The 17,704-nt window shown below is 58.3% G+C and carries 16 protein-coding genes and 1 pseudogene; 7 read left to right on the top strand and 10 right to left on the bottom strand.

Annotated elements, in window-relative coordinates:
- Positions 1-24 precede the first annotated feature (24 nt).
- From MUN79_RS29765 to MUN79_RS00815, 4 genes are all read right to left on the bottom strand, one after another.
- Positions 25-252 carry a CpsB/CapC family capsule biosynthesis tyrosine phosphatase gene (locus MUN79_RS29765; RefSeq protein WP_311136628.1) on the bottom strand — a complete coding sequence of 76 codons (228 nt, stop codon included), beginning with the start codon at positions 250-252 and terminating at the stop codon, positions 25-27.
- A complete protein-coding gene (locus tag MUN79_RS29770; RefSeq protein ID WP_262922967.1) occupies positions 222-794 on the bottom strand; it encodes a tyrosine-protein phosphatase in 573 nt (190 codons plus the stop codon). Before MUN79_RS29770 ends, MUN79_RS29765 begins: the two co-directional genes overlap by 31 nt.
- A 17-nt stretch (positions 795-811) precedes the next feature.
- Positions 812-3,277 (bottom strand): GumC family protein, encoded by a 2,466-nt coding sequence (locus MUN79_RS00810; protein ID WP_244675935.1) that lies wholly within the window; start codon positions 3,275-3,277, stop codon positions 812-814.
- A 70-nt stretch (positions 3,278-3,347) separates the two neighbouring features.
- Complete coding sequence (locus MUN79_RS00815; RefSeq protein WP_244675936.1) at positions 3,348-4,289, bottom strand: polysaccharide biosynthesis/export family protein; 942 nt, start codon at positions 4,287-4,289, stop codon at positions 3,348-3,350.
- Positions 4,290-4,521: 232 nt separating this feature from the next.
- Here MUN79_RS00815 and MUN79_RS00820 point away from each other — a divergent pair, with 232 nt between their 5' ends.
- From MUN79_RS00820 to hpf, 4 genes are all read left to right on the top strand, one after another.
- Positions 4,522-5,661, top strand: coding sequence for an acyl-CoA dehydrogenase family protein (locus tag MUN79_RS00820; RefSeq protein WP_244675937.1), 1,140 nt, complete (start codon positions 4,522-4,524; stop codon positions 5,659-5,661).
- A gap of 92 nt (positions 5,662-5,753) precedes the next feature.
- Positions 5,754-5,948 carry a 30S ribosomal protein S21 gene (gene rpsU / locus MUN79_RS00825; RefSeq protein ID WP_100337199.1) on the top strand — a complete coding sequence of 65 codons (195 nt, stop codon included), beginning with the start codon at positions 5,754-5,756 and terminating at the stop codon, positions 5,946-5,948.
- Between the two features lie 137 nt (positions 5,949-6,085).
- Positions 6,086-6,973, top strand: coding sequence for a tyrosine-type recombinase/integrase (locus tag MUN79_RS00830; protein WP_244675938.1), 888 nt, complete (start codon positions 6,086-6,088; stop codon positions 6,971-6,973).
- A 36-nt stretch (positions 6,974-7,009) separates the two neighbouring features.
- Positions 7,010-7,309, top strand: a complete 300-nt coding sequence (gene hpf, locus MUN79_RS00835) for a ribosome hibernation-promoting factor, HPF/YfiA family (protein WP_244675939.1) — start codon at positions 7,010-7,012, stop codon at positions 7,307-7,309.
- 100 nt (positions 7,310-7,409) lie between these two features.
- Here hpf and metK read toward each other — a convergent pair.
- Both metK and MUN79_RS00845 read right to left on the bottom strand, forming a co-directional pair.
- Positions 7,410-8,671, bottom strand: a pseudogene (gene metK, locus MUN79_RS00840) (methionine adenosyltransferase).
- Between the two features lie 200 nt (positions 8,672-8,871).
- The gene (locus tag MUN79_RS00845; protein ID WP_244675940.1) at positions 8,872-10,077 is read right to left on the bottom strand and encodes a family 1 glycosylhydrolase; all 1,206 of its coding nucleotides are present in this window, start codon (positions 10,075-10,077) and stop codon (positions 8,872-8,874) included.
- 227 nt (positions 10,078-10,304) lie between these two features.
- On the opposite strand from MUN79_RS00845, the gene MUN79_RS00850 reads away from it, so the two are divergent.
- The gene (locus MUN79_RS00850) at positions 10,305-11,003 is read left to right on the top strand and encodes a DUF2975 domain-containing protein (protein WP_244675941.1); all 699 of its coding nucleotides are present in this window, start codon (positions 10,305-10,307) and stop codon (positions 11,001-11,003) included.
- Between the two features lies 1 nt (position 11,004).
- Positions 11,005-11,238 (top strand): helix-turn-helix domain-containing protein, encoded by a 234-nt coding sequence (locus MUN79_RS00855; protein WP_244675942.1) that lies wholly within the window; start codon positions 11,005-11,007, stop codon positions 11,236-11,238.
- A gap of 49 nt (positions 11,239-11,287) precedes the next feature.
- Here MUN79_RS00855 and MUN79_RS00860 read toward each other — a convergent pair whose 3' ends face one another.
- The 4 genes from MUN79_RS00860 to MUN79_RS00875 all read right to left on the bottom strand — a co-directional run bounded on the left by MUN79_RS00860 (position 11,288) and on the right by MUN79_RS00875 (position 16,143).
- Positions 11,288-12,214 (bottom strand): hypothetical protein, encoded by a 927-nt coding sequence (locus tag MUN79_RS00860; protein ID WP_244675943.1) that lies wholly within the window; start codon positions 12,212-12,214, stop codon positions 11,288-11,290.
- Positions 12,215-12,414: 200 nt separating this feature from the next.
- Positions 12,415-14,865: a S9 family peptidase gene (locus MUN79_RS00865; protein WP_244675944.1), complete on the bottom strand. Its 2,451-nt coding sequence runs from the start codon at positions 14,863-14,865 to the stop codon at positions 12,415-12,417.
- 118 nt (positions 14,866-14,983) lie between these two features.
- Complete coding sequence (locus tag MUN79_RS00870) at positions 14,984-15,634, bottom strand: HD domain-containing protein (protein ID WP_244675945.1); 651 nt, start codon at positions 15,632-15,634, stop codon at positions 14,984-14,986.
- On the bottom strand, positions 15,634-16,143 hold the full coding sequence (locus MUN79_RS00875; RefSeq protein ID WP_311136629.1) for a GNAT family N-acetyltransferase: 510 nt from the start codon (positions 16,141-16,143) through the stop codon (positions 15,634-15,636). Before MUN79_RS00875 ends, MUN79_RS00870 begins: the two co-directional genes overlap by 1 nt.
- A gap of 144 nt (positions 16,144-16,287) precedes the next feature.
- Between MUN79_RS00875 and MUN79_RS00880 the strand changes: the two genes are divergently transcribed.
- Positions 16,288-17,697 (top strand): PQQ-dependent sugar dehydrogenase, encoded by a 1,410-nt coding sequence (locus MUN79_RS00880; protein WP_244675946.1) that lies wholly within the window; start codon positions 16,288-16,290, stop codon positions 17,695-17,697.
- Positions 17,698-17,704: the final 7 nt, after the last annotated feature.

Consider the following 17,704-nt stretch of genomic DNA (forward strand, 5'->3'; position numbering starts at 1 on the left):
AAACAACGCTACTCAGTGGCGTTGTTACAAGGAGCTATTCAGCAGCGGCAGGGCCAGCGCTTTTTGCAGATAAGGCGTCGGCAGCACTTTGCGCAGCAGCGTGTCGGTGTGCTTCAGGTTGTGCGCATCCGTGCCCACCAAGTCTATCAGGCCGGCATCAATGAGCTTTTCGGCTACCCGCTTGGCCCCGGCCGAGTAATAGCCCGCCAGGGAATTCAAATTCAGTTGCAGCAGCACGCCGCTTTCCCGCACCTTGGCCAGTTCATCGAAGCGGCCATAGAAGTAGGTGTAGCGCTCGGGTGGGCCAGCACCGGCTGGTAGCCCGCCGACTTCAGGTTAAAGACGGTTTCGGCAAAGTTGAAGGGCTCGTTGATGTACGAGGTTTCGAACAGCAGATACTTTTTGTCGCCTCCGAAGCTGAGCAGCGGTTCTTGGCTTTCAATTTTCTGCTGCAGCCACTCGTCCAGGTAATACTCGGCGGCGCACTCCAGCGTCACATCGGTGATACCGGCTGCCGTGGCCGCTTCCTGCAGCTGCTGTAGCGCGGCGCGCACACTGGCGGGCGTGTTCTTGTAAAAGTCGCCCATGATGTGAGGCGTCATGATCAGCTTCCGATAACCTAGCGCCCGCAACGCCCGCAGCAGCTCCACCGACTGCTCCACCGTTTCGGCCCCGTCGTCGAGGCCGGGCAGCAGGTGGGAGTGCATATCGACTTCCAGCGTCGCCAGGGTAGCTGCCGGCTCAGAGCCTGAAGCGGAGGAGCTGCCAAAAAGCCGCTGAAAGAAAGACGCCATGCGCAGAAGAAGTCAGCTTAGGTAAAGCGCTTGCGTAAGCGCGAGAACAGTCCCACCACGGGCCGGGTCTCCTCGTAGTATCCCTGGCCGTAGCCATACCCGTAGCCGTAGCCGTAGCCATACCCGTAGCCATACAGCCCGCTGGCCGTCGAGTCGTTGAGAATGGCGCAGAGACGGGTAAAGTTGTTGGCCCGAATCAGCTTGTTGACATTCTTAAGGAAGGACTTCTTCGAGTAATTAGCCCGCACGATATAAATCGGAATATCGGCTTTGCGCATAATCAGGATGCCGTCCGTGACAAGGCCTACCGGCGGCGTGTCAATCAGAATTACGTCGTAGTGCTGATAAAGCTCCTCGAGCATCTCATCGAACTTGGCGCTCAGAATCAGCTCCGACGGGTTAGGCGGCGTCGGGCCGGCCGAAATAAAGTCCAGCGTCGGGATGCTCGTGTGCTGAATGCACTCCAGGATGGTGTGCTTCTCAATCAGGATGGTGCTGACGCCCTTCACGTTCTCGGCTCCAAAGGCCAAGTTTACCTTGGGCTTGCGCATATCCAGGTCCAGGATGACCACGCGCTGCTCGGAAAGGGCAATAATACCGCCCAGGTTTACCGTCACGAAGGTTTTACCTTCTCCCGAAATCGTGGACGTCACCGAAATCAGCCGCTTCTTCTTGGCCGAACTGATAAAGTCCAGGTTGGTCCGGATGGAGCGGATAGACTCGGAAATAGCCGATTTGGGATTTTTGTCCACCACCAGCTTCGAGACGGTCATCTTCTCCTTGTCGTAGGTCGGAATCACGCCTAGCACGGAGGCGGAGGTAGCGCGCTCCAGCTCCCGCACGTTGGTAACGGTGTTGTGCATAAAGTAGCGCACCGCAATCAGGGCCAAGCCCAGGGCAATACCGCCGGCCAGACCAATGGCGTAGATCATCGTGCGTACCGGTGAAATGGGGGCGCCCGGCATGCTGGCTGGCGAAAGAATCTGGAAGTCGGGGGTGGTACCGGCTTTAGCAATGCTGAACTCGACTTTCTTGTCCATCAGCATCAGGTACGACTTCTCATACAGCTCGAATGGCCGCCGGAGACGGGCCAGCTCGGTTTCTTTCTGGGGCAGCGTTTGCAGCTCGGCGCTGAACTGGGCACGCTGCTGGTTCATGCGGTCAATCTGGGCTTGCAGCAAGCGGCGGTTTTGCTGCAGCAAGCGCCGGATGTTGCTTTTCACGTACGTCAGCTGAGCCTGCTGCTGCTTGACGGCCTCCGTCGTTTCGTTATAGGAACGCAACAGGCGGCGCAGATTCCACTGTATTCCATTCAGCTCGCTAAGCTGCTGGGTGAGCTGCGGGTCTTCAATGGCGGCAATACCCGGAATGCTTTGTTCCAACGTGGCGTCCTCGCTCTGCGTCAGACGGTCCTGGTCCACCAAGCGGCTGATCTCGCCCAGCAAACGGGCCTTTTCCACCAGCTTCAGCCGGCCTTCTTCCTGCTCTGCCAGCTTCTCGGTAATCGTCGTTACCTCGGCCTTAACATCATAGGTTTTGTTTTCCCGCACGAAAGCTTGCAGATTTTCCTCTGCTTTCTGGAGCTGCTGCTGGTTTTCGGCCAGGGTCTTATCCAGAAACTGGAGCGTCTGGGCCGTAGCTTCCTGCTTTTTAGCCAGCTTCTCCTGCAAATACACCGTGTCAATCTTATTAACGATGTCGCGGGCTTTGGCCGGATTGAAATCGGTGAAGGCAATCTGAATCGTGTTGGCGTCGGGGTTGACGATATCCACGCTCAGGTTGGTATTCAGGTAGTTGTTTACCGCTCCGTCATCGTTGATGACAAAGTGATAATTCTTCTCCCGGGCTCCTTCATCCAGCAGAGGCGTGGCGGTAATCAGCAGTTCCATGCCGGGCACCACCACCGGCTGACCCAGCGTGTAGGTTGCACTCCGCTCCTGCCCCAGATACAGGTACGACAGCCGAAACTGCTGGGGACCGGTGAAGTTCAGGGCGAACTTGGTGTTGAAGAAATTCGGGTCCTTGATTTTGTAGGCTACCTTGAACGGGGAGGCGCCATACAGCTCTGTTTCCAGCACGGTGCCCTCCACGTAGTAATTCACGTTGAGCTCCAGCGAGTCTTTGAGCCGCTGATAGATGATGTTGGACTTAATCAACTCCACCTCGCCCGAGAGCTTGTTGACGCTGCTAGCGCCCACCGCCTGACCCACTGCCCCATCCAAACCCAGAGCCCCTGCCTCAGTCTTCTCATCAATTTTGAGCAGCGACGAAGACTTATAAACGGGCTTGGTGTAGCGCAGCAGCAACCACGAAGCAGACAGGCCCAGGGCAATCAGCAGGATAATCCAAAGAATGCTGCGGCGTGCTACCAGCAGTAAAGTGGTCAGGTCCAGCCCGCCACCTTCATCTTCCACCGCATTAGGTTCGGCGCCGCCGGCACTGCGAATAAGTTCTTCCAGCTCAGCGTTTTCGTTTACTGCCATTACGTCGTTACAAGTTAGTCTTAGAGCTCCACGGCCGCGAATCCGTCACCGGACTTGCCCAGGCTCCCGGCTACCTACTGATGATATCTTTCACTAAAACGTAGGATGTCAAGATTCCTGCCAACCCACCTATGATACCAAACACGGCTCCGGCATCAGAAAGTGCCTCAAAGAAGGGACGTCGCACGGGCTCGATATAGACTACATCGTTGGCCTCCACCTGCAAATTGGCCCGGCGCATACCCTCGATGGTAGATAAGTCAATAACCTGCACCTGCGGATTGCGCAAATCACCCCGGATCAGGCGAATATTGTAAGCCCGTCCCCGGCCGCCGCCCCCACCGCCGCCACCGCCGCCGCCACCAATGCCACCTTCCAAACCACCGGCCGAGGCCAGAACTTCCAGCAGGTTCATATTGTCGTTGTACATGGAAATGACTTGCCCGCCCGGGGCACCTAGTACAATAATGCGGTTGTTGGTGACGCGGGTAGCTACGTACGAATCTTTGTAGAATACGTCGTACTTGGTTTTGAGCAGGCTATCTGCCTCAAGCAACGTCAGGCCGCTCACCTTCACCATGTTCACCATCGGCAGGTTTACCATACCGGTTGCCTGCACCAGAAACTGGTTGGCACCGGGAGCCTGGGTGCCGGATTGTCCGCCGCCCCGGCTTCCCCCCGTCGCGCCCCGGCCCGTGGTAGGCGCCGCGGTGCTGGTACCGGTTGAAGAGGGAGAACCAAACTGCAGCTCGCCGTTGGGGTCCAGAATTCTTTCCCCTTTGTTGGTATATACCCGAACTTCGAGGTAGTCGTTGGGCTGAATCAGGTAGTTTCGACTAGTGCGCCCGACCAAAGAACGCAGCTTCATGGTGTCGACACCTTCCCCGGTGGGCGTGCGAAACATGATGTTCTGCCGGTAGTAGCGGCCGGTGGTGCAGGAGGAGAATAGCACGGCGAAAGGCACGCACAGCAGCCAGAGGCGCAGAAGTCGGTAGAGAGCGGGTTGTTGCATGCAGGCTGATAAAGCCAAAAATTAGTTCGAAGGCAATGGGAACTACCCTTTTAGATGGGTATATTTTTCCCTAAAAAACCTTCAAAGTAACCGAATTGGCACGCCCTTTCAAAATCGGAGGGCCGGGCCCTGCCCCAAGCTGGCTTCTCTACGGCTAAAAGCGTACTTTCGCAAACCCAAATCTGGGCCCCTACTGTTATACCCAAACCTTCCCCACCCAACCGCTCTCTTCATGGAACTTGTAGCCACCGAAAATCAAACAATGATTGCCCAGATGGTGCGCGACTTCGGCGCAACCCACATCAAACCCGACATGATGAAGTGGGATGAAAGCCAGGAGTTTCCCATTGAAGTCTTCAAAAAACTGGGTGAACTGGGCCTGATGGGCGTACTCGTCCCCCAGGAGTACGGCGGCGCGGGCTTCGGCTACGTCGAGTACGTAACCGCTATTGCCGAGCTGTCCAAGATTGATGGTAGCATTGGTCTGAGCATGGCTGCTCACAATTCGCTCTGCACCGGGCACATTCTGCAGTTTGGCTCCGAGGAGCAGAAGCGCAAGTGGCTGCCCAAGCTGGCCTCGGCCGAGTGGATAGGCGCCTGGGGCCTGACCGAGCCCAACACCGGCTCCGATGCGGGCAACATGCGCACCGTAGCCGTGGAAGATGGCGACGACTACGTGCTGAACGGCGCCAAGAACTTTATTACCCACGGCAAGAGCAGCAGCATTGCCGTTGTTATTGCCCGTACCGGCGAAGTCGGCGACTCCCACGGCATGACCGCCTTCGTGATTGAGAAGCCCACCGAAGGCTTCACCCACGGCCTGAAAGCCGATAAGCTGGGCATGCGCGCCTCCGAAACCACCGAACTGATCTTCACCGATTGCCGCGTACCAAAAGCCAACATCCTGGGCAAAGTAGGCGAAGGATTCATCCAGTCGATGAAGGTGCTGGACGGCGGCCGGATTTCTATTGCGGCTCTGTCGCTGGGCATTGCCCAAGGTGCGTTTGAGGCCGCTCTGCGCTACTCGCAGGAGCGCCATCAGTTCAACCAGCCGATTTCCAACTTCCAGGGCATCTCCTTTAAGCTGGCCGACATGGCTACCGAAATTGAGGCTGCTTCCCTGCTCACCTACCGCGCCGCCGACATGAAGGACCGCGGCCTGAACGTGAACCAGGAGTCGGCTATGGCCAAGCTCTACGCCTCGGAAGTGTGCGTACGCTGCGCCAACGAGGGTGTGCAGATCTTTGGCGGCTACGGCTACACCAAGGACTACCCCGCCGAGAAGTACTACCGCGACTCCAAGCTGTGCACCATTGGCGAAGGCACCAGCGAAATTCAGAAGCTGGTAATTGCCCGCACTTTGTTAAAGTAAACCAAGCAACTTCATTAGGGCTTGCACAGTAAGAAAGAGCCTGTTACCTTTGCAACCCCTAAAGAAGAAAGTTTTTCATTCCAACTGAGCATATGATCATCGTCCAGATTAAGGATAACGAGTCTGTTGACCGTGCCTTGAAGCGTTTTAAGAAGAAGTTTGAGCGCACCGGCGTTCTGAAGGAGCTGCGTCGCCGCACGTTCTTCCAGAAGCCTTCGGTTACCAAGCGTAAGCAGAAGGAGAAGGCCGTGTACAAGCAGACGATGTACGCTACCGATAACTACTAGGGAGCAGCTCGCTGTTAGCTAGAAATTAACCGCCTGATTTGCTTTCCAAAGCGAATCAGGCGGTTTTTTCGCGTTCGTACTTTCCAGGATAATTCCATACATTGGGTATCCGGCCTCAGCGGGTTGGCACTCAGCGTATGGAATTATTTTTTGATTATCTGCGGTTCGAACGGCGCTACAGTCCCCACACGGTGCTGTCGTACCAAACCGACCTGCGGCAGTTCTCGGACTACCTCAAGGCCACTTACGAGCTTGAGCAGCCCGAGCAGGCCGACCACACCCTGATTCGCTCTTGGGTGGTCACGCTGATGCAGCAGCAGCTGGATCCGCGCACCGTGAATCGTAAAATTGCCTGCCTGCGCTCCTACTACAAGTTCTTGCTGCGCACGAATGTCATCAGCAAAAACCCGATGCTGCGCATCAAGTCGCCGAAGGTGGCCAAGAAGCTGCCCGACTTTGTGCCCGAGGACTCGCTCAACGGGCTGCTCAACTCTTTTGAGTTTCCACCCACCTTCGTCGGTTCCCGGGACCAAGCTGTGCTGGAGCTGCTCTATGGCACCGGAATTCGTTTGTCGGAGCTTATCGGCATCAAGCACGAAGACCTGAGTCTGAGTGGCAAAACCGTGCGCGTGACCGGCAAAGGCAATAAGCAGCGCATCGTGCCGCTGAACCCCAGCCTCATAATAGTTCTTGAACGCTATATAGCGCAGAAGCAGGTTGAATTTGGCGGTGCCGACAACGCCCGCGGGCCCCTACTCGTTACGGAGAAGCTAGAGCCTATTTACGAAAAGCTTGTGTACCGCACCGTGAAGCACTATTTAAGCCAGATTACGACGGCCTCCTCGCAGCAGCACCCCCACGTGCTGCGGCACTCCTTTGCTACCCATCTGCTCAGCAAGGGCGCCGACCTGAACGCCATCAAGGAGCTGCTTGGCCACGCCAACTTGGCCGCGACACAGGTATACACACACTTATCTATTGACAAGCTCAAATCCGTATTTGAAAAGGCCCATCCGAAGGCCTAGTTGTTTCTCTTTCTCTTACCCAAACCCCTAAGAACGATGAAAGTACAGATGCATTCGGTACACTTTGACGCCGACCAAAAATTGCTCGATTTCATCCAGAAGCGCCTCGACAAGCTTGAAACTTTCTATGACCGTATCACAGAAGGCGAGGTAATTCTGAAACTCAATAATAAAGACGGCATCGATAACAAGACCGTCGAAGTAAAGCTGTTTGTGCCGGGCACCACTCTGTTTAGCCAGGAAGATGCCCCCTCGTTCGAAGCCGCTGCCGATGCCGCCGCCGACAACCTGCGCCGCCAGATTACCAAGCACAAGGAAAAAATCACCAGCCACTAGGCTCTCTACCGCGGCTCTTTTCGCCCTGAAAGCCGACAAAAAAGCCCCGCCGGAAACACCGGCGGGGCTTTTTTGTGACTCAGCAGTGGCTGCAGAAATTTTACAGGCCAAACTCTGCCTTGATTTTGTCCACGTAGTCGAGCTTCTCCCAGGTAAAGGTCTCGAACGTTTTGGTTTCACCGGAGGGCATAACCACCTCTTTGGTGCCCGCCGGACGACCCATGTGCCCATAGGCCGCCGATTCGGCGAAGATGGGGTTGCGCAGGCCGAAGCGCTGCACAATGGCGTAAGGACGCATGTCGAAGAGGTTGTTCACCTTCTCGGCAATTTCGCCGTCGGTGAGCAGCTGGCCGTTGGCACCTTTTACTTTGGTAGTGCCATAGGTCGTGACGTAGAGGCCTACGGGCTGGGCTACGCCGATGGCGTACGCTACCTGTACCAGCGCCTGGTCGGCAACGCCGGCAGCCACGAGGTTTTTGGCGATATGACGCGTGGCATAAGCTGCCGAACGGTCAACCTTCGAGGAGTCTTTGCCCGAGAAAGCGCCGCCACCGTGGGCTCCTTTGCCGCCGTAGGTATCTACGATGATCTTACGGCCGGTAAGGCCGGAGTCGCCGTGAGGGCCGCCGATAACGAACTTGCCCGTGGGGTTGATGTGGTAGGTAATCTGGTCGGTAAACAGCTTCTGGGTTTCGACGTCCAGGGCAGCTTTGACACGCGGAATCAGGATATTGATAATATCCTCCTTGATGCGGACCAGCATGTTCTCCTCCGACTCGTCGAAGTCGTCGTGCTGGGTGCTTACCACGATGGTGTCGATGGCCTCAGGCGTGTTGTCGTCGGCGTAGCGGATGGTTACCTGGCTTTTGGCGTCGGGGCGCAGGTAAGTCATTTCCTGGCCCATCTTGCGGATTTTGGCCAGCTCATCGAGCAGGCGGTGCGAGAGGTCCAGAGCCAAGGGCATGTAGTTAGCCGTTTCCTTGGTGGCATAGCCGAACATCATGCCCTGGTCGCCGGCGCCCTGCTCTTCGTCGCTAGCGCGCTCCACACCCTGATTGATGTCGGGCGACTGCTCGTGCAGGCGGTTCATTACCTCGCAGGTGTCGGCGTTGAACAGGTACTCGGGCTTGTTATACCCAATGCGGCTGATAACACCCCGGACAATGGGCTCGGCATCTACGTGAGCCGTCGACTTGATTTCCCCGGCGACCAGCGCGAAGTCGGTCGTGACCAGCGTTTCGCAGGCTACTTTGGAAGCGGGGTCCTGCCGCAAATACTCGTCGAGGATGGCATCGGAGATTTGGTCGGCTACTTTATCGGGTGGCCTTCCGAAACAGATTCGGAGGTGAATAGATACGGCATCAGGGTTCAATCTAGCGACTAAGGTCGAAAAACAAAGGGCCCGGCTCCTACCAGCCGGCGGGGCACGGGCCGCAAAGCTAATTAAAAAGGCGTAGGTAGGTGCGGTGAATATAGCAGCGGCGCGGCCCCGCGCGCAAGCCGGGTCCGGCTGGGCCGTTGAATCAGGCTTTATTTCCTTCTCTGGCCTGGCCTGAAGGCGCTTAATAGTTCAGGTGAATGCCGTAACTCTCTTTTTCCAGAACGTCCTTCCACTGGGAAATCAGCTTTTTGTAAGTCTTGCCCACGGGCCGGATGTTGCGGTCCAGGTCGTAGAGGCCAAGCGGATTGACGCGGTTGTTGTCTTCGCGCAGGGCCGTGTCCCAGTCGACCTGGTCGATAAGCGAATACCAGGTAAAGCCCACCAGCGGCACGCCGTCCTGCTTGAGCCGGTGGGCATTGGCCCATTGCCGCCACAGCCAGTTCACGGCCAAGGGCTCCCCGATGTTGGTTTCGGTGTGCATTACGGGCAAATGGTACCGGTCGAAGTATTGCTTGGTGACGACGTAATACCCGAAAATATCCCCGCTGGGCACAATGCTGCCGTCGAGCTTAATGAGGTGCTCGTTGGTTTCGTAGTAGTCGTTGCCCATGATGCAGCGGGCCTTGATGTCGGACTTGCCAAACCAGTGGTATTCGTCACGGGTCATGCCGTTGTCGAGCAGGTACTCATACATCGTCACCGACACGGGGTAGCCGTAGGTCAGATCCAGGCTGAGGAAGCGCTTTTCGTTCATGAACTGCGCCCGGGGAATCAGCTCGGGGGCCTCGGGATGGTAGTACTCTGAGCTTTCACTCTGGATGAAGGTGGCCTCGGGCTGAATTTCCAGAATGGCCTGCATGCCCATCACGTTGGCCTTGCACAGGTTTTTGAGCGTGGTGACGAAGTCTCGGTCGGAGGCTTTGCGCTCATTCCACCAGCCCATCTGGGCCGAGAAAAAGGCCGCAATGTAGATTTCGTTGATGGGCGTGTAGAACTGGATATAGGGAAAGCGTGTGGCAAAAGCCCGGCAATAGTCGGCAAACAGGCGGGGGAAATCCGGGTTCTGGAAGTTGCCAATCCAGTCGGGCACACCGAAGTGACACAGGTCCACGATGGGCGTGATGTTCAGTTCGCGCAGGGTGTTGAAGGTCAAGTCCGTGAATTCCCAGTCGTATTTGTCGGGCCCGAGGTGGGTTTTGTAGTAGGGCGGTCCGTAGCGCAAAAACTCGATACCCATTTCCTTGACCAGCTCAAAGTCGCGCCGCCAGTTGTCGTAGTGCTTGGCCTTTTCCAGCTCGTCTACCCGCTTTTCCTGGCCGTTGGGCAGCAGGATGGTGGGGTAGCTGTTTTCGATGCCGGTGGCAAACATGAATTTATTGGCAGGCATGAGCGGACAGTTAGAGCGGTGAGGGGCAATGAGCCGGGTGGTGGCAGGTTTTTACGCAGGCAAGCAACAAACAGCGGATGGATTTTGGATGAAGCCGCCCCGAATGCTCTAGCTATTCTGACAACCTTTGCAATGTTTATCGATGTATTATTTCCTTTAAACAGATAATATTTATTGTTTATCAATAACAATCTTCCTTCTTTTGGGCAACCTCTAATCCATCCTTTATGCCTTCTACCTATACCTCCCTCCCACCCTTTCTGCGCCTGGTTCGGTGGCTGGCGGCAGCCCAGTACCTGTTTTCTACGCTGGGCATTATCATTTACCTAGCCTTTAGCTTCACGACGCTGCGTCAGGAATACCGGATGGCTTCCGTGACGCTGCAGGTGTGGGCCCCACAGCAGGGGCAGCTCCATAAGCCGGGCTACGACTCACTGGTGGCCAGCAAGCAGCCCAACGCGCACCGGCTGGTGCCGCTTACGGAGCGGATACGGTTGAAATACATAGAGAGTAACTGGGGCAAGAAGGTTGTTCTGGAACTGTTGGGTGTCTTGAACTCCTCGGCAGATGGGCGTGGTTCGCTGCCGCTGATGATGTACTCCATGCTCACGGGTATGCTGCTGTACCGCATTCTGAACGAGATGCAGATTGAGTCGCCCTTCACCGAGAAGAATGCCCGGCGCATCCGCTGGCTAGGCCTGCTGATGATAAGCATTGACCTGTACCAGTACCTGGCCCGGATAATTCTGGCCAGGCTGGTACCGCCCGTGCCACTGCCGGGCCACAGCGGCACCGTGGCCCCGTACGTGCTGCTGGACGTGGGTCCGGAAATCGGAGCCTGGAAATTCGGCTTAGTTTTGCTGGTCGTAGCGGCCGTGTACCAGCGGGGCGTCGTGATGGCGCAGGAAGCTGAACTGACTGTTTGATATGCCCATTATTGTAAACCTGGACGTGATGCTGGCCCGGCGCAAAATGTCGCTGAGCACTTTGGCCGCCGCTGTCAACATTACGCTGGCCAACCTCTCCATTCTCAAGAGCGGCAAGGCTAAAGCTATCCGCTTCAGCACCCTGGCCGCCATTTGCCAGGTGCTGGAGTGCCAGCCCGCTGACCTGCTCGAACACCGCCCCGACCCGGTCGACCTGCGCCCGGGCACCGAATAACCACTTAAAAAGAAAGCCTGCTAGAAGTAGCAGGCTTTCTTTTTTGGAATTAGCTAGCGGTGACGCTTTCGGCCGGCACGGCCGCCGTGCCGAAGCGGGCGTGCAGCTCCCGGCAAACGTGGGGTGCCACGCGCAGATATTCTAGCACGTCGGTGGTTTTCTCGCTCGTCTTGCCCTTGTCGTCGACTTCGATGGTCACGTTTTCGAGCGAGAGGTAGCAGCAGTCTTCATCCTGGGGCACGTGGTAGAGGTGCAGGCGGCCAAAGGAGCTTGAGGCTTCTTCTCCCGGCGCCAAGGGCTGCAGGTGGGTCCAGTCGGCGGCTTCGAGAGCGGCTTTTGTGGCCGCGGCATCGGCGAAGGCGGCGGTGGTTACCGGGAAGGTCAGCTTTTCGGCCCACTGGCCCGCCGTTTCGGAAAAGGGCGTAGCGGCCTGGGAATGCGCCAGAGCCCAGGCGCAGAACAGGATGATGGCCAGCTCAATAAACCAGACTAGGTACAGAGCCACCCCACTGAAGGTGACGGTGAAAATACTCCAGGTGCCGTTTTCGGCCAAGCGCGGCAGCATACCGAGCACGATGCCGGGTTGGGTGAGCAAACTCAAGAATACGTCGGCATTGAAGGTGGTATGGGTAAAGGAAGCCCGACTGCCCAAGGATTCCGTTTCGCCGGCACCGTTGACCAGCGTCAGGTAGAGGGCCCACTGTACGTACCATGCCCACAGCCCCACCACTATAGCTAGCCAGCCCACCAGGGCCGGGTTTCGCAATTTGCCCAGCGTCGTCAACCCTTTGAGCACAATGGCCAGCCCTGCTCCGAAGCCCACGGTCAGCAGCACGTTGATGTAGATAAAGGGAATGTACCAGGTGGCGTAGACGTAGACAAAGGCCAGCGGCACGGCTGCCACGGCCCCCAGCAGCAAAAAGCTCAGCACACCGCCGATAGTTATTCGTTTGGAGGGTTGATAGTAAAGGTTCATCAGATGAGAGAAAGGAAATAGAGGAAAGAAAGGAAGCGGCAATATCCGGTGAAAATATTCAATCAATATTATATTTAATAACCTTATTATCCTGACTTTTTTAATCTAAGACCCTGCTTCTCCGTCCCTCCAGCATTGAAATGGGCACAAAAAAGCCCGACTCCTGACGGAACCGGGCTTTTGCCAGTAGTGGCTGTACGTTAATTGCCGCTGCTGCCGGAACCGGTAGCGCCGGGCCGCAGGTTGGTTTCAAACAGCTTGAGAATGCGCTTGTACTCGTCGGTCCAGGAGGCAGGCTCCACGAAGCCGTGGTCTTCGACGGGGTAGACGGCCAGCTCCCAGTTCTCCTTTTTCAGCTCGATGAGGCGCTGGCTCAGGCGCACGATGTCCTGGAAGTGCACATTGGTATCGACCATGCCGTGGCACATGAGCAGGGCGCCTTTCAGGCCGTCGGCGTAGTAAATCGGCGACGAGCGGGCGTAGGCAATACTGTCGTTGTAGGGCGAGTTGAGGATGTTGTCGGTGTAGCCGTGATTGTAGTGGGCCCAGTCGGTGACGGAGCGCAGGGCGGCCCCAGCCTTGAACACATCAGGCTGGGTAAACATGGCCATCAGCGTAATGAAGCCGCCGTACGAGCCGCCGTAGATGCCGATGCGCTGGGGGCTGACGCCGTACTTCTCCGCTAGCAGCTTGGCCCCGTCGACCTGGTCAGTGAGGTCCTTGCCGCCCATGTAGCGGTAGATGCCCGTGCGCACGTCGCGGCCGTAGCCGGCCGAGCCGCGGTAGTCGATGTCGAGTACCGTGTAGCCTTTATCCACCAGCAGGTTGTGAAACATGTACTCGCGCGAGTACTGGCTCCACCACTTATGAGCGTTCTGCAGGTAGCCGGCGCCGTGCACGAAAATGACGGCCGGGCCCTGGGCTTCGGCCTTGGCTGGCCGGTAGAGGCGGGCATACACGTCGGCCCCGTCACGGGCTTTGATGGTAATAACCTCCGGGTCGCGCCAGGGGTAGCTTTTGAACTCCTCGGTCAGGGAGTTGGTGATTTGCCGGGCCTTGGCGCCGGGCTTGTTGTCCATGACGTACAGTTCCCAGGGCTTGTTGGTGTAGCTGTAGCGCACGGCCAGGGTTTTCTCGTCCGGCGACAGGGTAACCTCGCTGGCTCCGGGCATGGAGGTAATCTGGGTCATGGTGCCGCCGTCTACGGGCATGCGGTAGAAGTGCTGCTCGCCGGGGTGGGTTTTGTTAGCGGTGAGGTACCACAGCTTTTTGTCGCGGCTGAGCTGGGCTTTCTGCACCTCGAAGTTGCCGCTGGTCAGGGCTTTCTTCTGGCCGTTGGTCACGTCCACGGTATAGAGGTGGGAATAGCCGCTTTCCTCGCTCTGAAACCAGACGCGCTTGTTGTCGGGCAGCCAGCCCACGTTGCCGGGGCCGTAGCCGATGCCGGGGCCGTTGATCCAGGCCTCGTCGCGCTGCCGGTCGAGCAGGCTGATTTTCTGGGTAGCCGGGTCCAGGCTCACCACCCAGCGGTCCTTGTTATCACTGGAGCGAATCACCAGAAAGGCGTGCTGCCCGTTTTCCGACCAGTACGGGCCGTAGGGCTCCACCCGGCGTAGTTCGGCGGGCTTGTCCTTTTTGGGCGCGCCGGCCTTGTCGGCATCAGCCACTGGGGCCTTAGCAGGCAGGGCGTATTCCTTGCGGTAGGCCGGCTGCTCGTCCAAGCCCTTGAGTTCTTTGTAGCCAAGCACAAACGTAGTGTCGCGCCCGATGTCGTAGATACCCAGCTCGGCCGTCGCCTGGGGGGCGCCCACCTTAGTACGGGTCGGTATATCTTCGGTAAAGCCCGAGGCCGTTACGAAGCTCGGCACCACGGCAACTTTCTCGGCGGCCGGCTCCTGAGCCAGGCGGTAGGTTACGAAGCGGCCGTCGGGGCTGAGCTGCAGGTTTTGCACAGTTTGCTGGCCCAGCCAGATGGCCTTGGGATTGAGCCGGGCCGTGGCCTTCTGCTGGCGCTGCCGGGCCTTCTGGTCCTGGTCGCGCTGCTTGATGACGTCGAACAAGGCCAGCTGCTGGGCCCGCAGAAACTTCTCGGCCTTGTCGGTGGGCTGCCCGTTACCGGGGCGGCTGCCGCGGCGGAAGTCGGTGCGCTGCACGGTTTCGCCGGTGGCGGGGTCCCAGGTAAACAGGTTGCCGCCGCGGGTGTAGCTGATGAGCTTACCCTGCAGGGCAAAACCCGGGTCGGTTTCGCGCTCGGTGGTGCGGGTGACGCGGCGTGTCTTGGCGGTCTTGAGCTCCAGCAGGAAGATGTCGCCGTCCTTCTCGTACACTTTGCGGGTGTATTTCTGGTCGTAGTCTCCATTGGTGGTGGGCAGGGCGCGCTGCTCGGCCAGGCTCACTTTGCGGACGGCCCCGCCACTGGCCGAAGTGGAATACAGCGAGTCGCGCCGGGCCTTTTCGGGGTTCCAGCTGAAGTAAATGCGCTTACCGTCCTCGCTCCAGCCGACGTTGGAAGGCGAGCTGCCGATCCACTGGGCCGGGTCGCGCATTATTTTTTCAACGGTCAGGGAGGTCAGCGGCGCGGCGGGCGGAGCTTGGGCCAGCGCGGTGGCCGGCAACCACGCCAGCACGGACAACAGAGTACAGGAACGCATGAGCAACGGGAAAAGGACCTTGGATGGCCTGCAAAATACGCAAGCCTCCGGCAAGGACACCACCGTGCCACCGGATGTTGCAACGCCCGGCAAGACTCGTTCGATTCACTTCCTGCTGCTACAGGCCGCCCTTCTCCCACTGCCGGAGCTCAGCCTGCAGGTTGCGGCGGGCGGCGGTGTCGAGCTTTTCCCGGAAAAGCGGGGTCTGAAACAGAACCGGCGCCCCGAGCAGCTTTTCGAGTACCTGCTTGCGGCCCCGGCGGTAGAGAATGTCGGGCACGAGGCGGTACTCCTGCCGCACCTGTCGGGCGTACTGCCAGTAGTCGGCCTCGGCGGCCCCAAGAATCTGCAGGTCGGCGTCGAGGAAGAGGTGCAGGTCGGTGTCGGCGGCGGGCTGGGGCTGGGTGTGGTCTTTGGTGCGCTCAATGAGGAAGCTCACGCGCTGGCGCCGCTCGGCCGGAAAACTGGTTTTGGCCAAAAATTCCTGGGCTAGGGCCGCGCTGCGCACTTCATTGTCGTCGCGTATGGGGTTGTACACCACGTCGTGAAACCAGATGGCTAGCTGCACCACCTCTGCGTCGTGCACCAGGGCTTTGTGCTGCTCGGCAGTTTCGAGCAGCTTGCGAATATGAGCCAGGGAGTGGTAGTGCCGGCCCGACGATTCGTAGGCGGCCGTGAGCTGGCGGTAGGTGGCGTCGCGCAGGGTGACGGGCAGACCCAGCCGGGTAGCCAGCTGTCCCCAGCGGGCTTCTAAAGTAGTTGGCATCATCAGAATAGCGGAATAAGTATAGCGCGTTTAGTTAGCCGTGGGGCGCCGTACGGGTTGGGCAGACGGATTTCCATGAACCGCTCGGGCGTGGGCAGGGAGCCAAAGCCAAACTGGGTGTAGAGCCCGTGGGCGTCGAGCGTAGCCAGCATCTTACGGCGCAAGCCCTGCAGCTCGGGATGAGCCCACACGCAGCTCATCAGCCACTTCGACAAGCCCACACCCCGAAACTCGGGCAGCACGAACACGTCGCAAAGCCAGGCGAAGGTAGCATAATCGGTGACGACGCGGGCAAACCCGGCCTGCCGCCCGTCGGGGCATAGAGGCCAAAGTTGAGGGAGTGAGCAATGGCCCGCTCCACCGTAGCCCGCGGAATATTCTGGGCCCAGTACGAGTCGTGAGCTAAATACTGGTGAACAGCGGCCACGTCGAGCTGGGCGGGGTCGGTACTGATGCGGAACTGTTGCGGATGGGTGTGTTCGACGAAAAGCATGTGCGGCGCGAAAAAGCAAACTCAGGTAAGAAGGCCGCCAAAACCGGGCCTTGGCTTATCTACAAAGCTACCCGCCCCGAATTCCTAAGCAAGCTAATCCATTCAGGCTTCTCTCTCGTTAACATAGAATCAGGCTTATTCTTTCACGCTCAATTAGTTGTCTATGAAACGTTTTCTTTACTGTACTGCCCTGGCCGCCTTACTGGCGGGCTCATCTGCGGCCCAGGCCCAAACCACGACCTTTACCGTAGGCGGCACCACCGTTTCGGTTTCGCCCCTGGTCACCAACATAAGTGTGCCGTGGGAGCTGGTGTGGGGCCCCGACAACTTTATCTGGATGACCGAGCGCAACGGGCGCATCAGCCGGGTAAACCCCGATACCGGCGAGGTACTGCCCCTGCTCAACGTGCCCGACGTAACCCAAGTTGGGGAAAGCGGCCTGTTGGGCCTGGCCCTCCACCCCGACTTTGCCACTTCGCCTTATCTCTACATCGTGTACAACTACACCGACAGCGGGGTGCTCAAGGAAAAGCTCGTCCGCTACACCTACGCGGCCAGCACCCGCACGTTGAGCAATCCGCTGGTGCTGATGGGCAACATTACGGCAACGACGACCCACAGCGGCTCCCGCCTGCTCATTCTGCCCGACCGGACGCTGCTGATGACTACCGGCGACGCCCAGCAACGGCCCGAGGCCCAAAACGCCAGTTCCCTGAACGGCAAAATCCTGCGTCTGAACCTGGACGGCACCGTGCCGAGCAATAATCCTACGCCGGGCAGCCTGGTGTATACGCTGGGCCACCGCAACCCCCAGGGCCTGACGCGGGCCAGCAACGGCAAAATCTACAGCTCAGAGCATGGGGAGAACATTGAAGATGAGGTAAACCTGATTGAAGCCGGCCGCAACTACGGCTGGCCCAGCGTGGAAGGCGTGTGCAACCTGCCCGCCGAGCAAACGTTTTGCACGGCCAACAACGTGCGCCAGCCCCTGCGGACCTGGACGCCGACTATAGCCACCGCCGGCCTGATTCACTACGACCATCCGGCTATTCCGGAGTGGCGCAACAGCCTGCTGATGGTGAACCTGAAAGCATCCCGGCTGGTGCAGATGCCGCTGAGCGCAACCACCGACAATATTGGCACCGACAACTCCTACCTGACCACCTTTGGCCGCCTGCGCTCCATCTGCATGTCACCGCAGGGAAAAATTTACATTGGCACCAGCAACCGTGACGGCCGAAATCAGAATCCGGCCGCTACCGATGACCGAATCCTGGTGCTGGAAAACCGCTCTTATCTGCCTGCGTCAGCCAAGGCTGCCACCAAGGCTGCCAAACTGAGTGTATGGCCCAACCCAGCCCAAGGCACCGTGACGCTCCGGCTGCCCACCGCTTCGGCCGCTCCCATGCAGGCCACCGTGCTCGACGCGCTGGGTCGGGTAGCCCGCACCACGCAGTTTGCCGCCGGCCAGGCCGAGCTACAGCTCAATATTGTGGGTCTTGCGCCGGGTATCTACGCCGTGCGGGCCCAAAGCGGCGCTTCCTCCTACACCCAGCAGCTGGTAGTACGCTAAGCATTCT

The sequence above is a fragment of the Hymenobacter cellulosilyticus genome, assembly GCF_022919215.1.
In the GTDB taxonomy this organism is placed as follows: domain Bacteria; phylum Bacteroidota; class Bacteroidia; order Cytophagales; family Hymenobacteraceae; genus Hymenobacter; species Hymenobacter cellulosilyticus.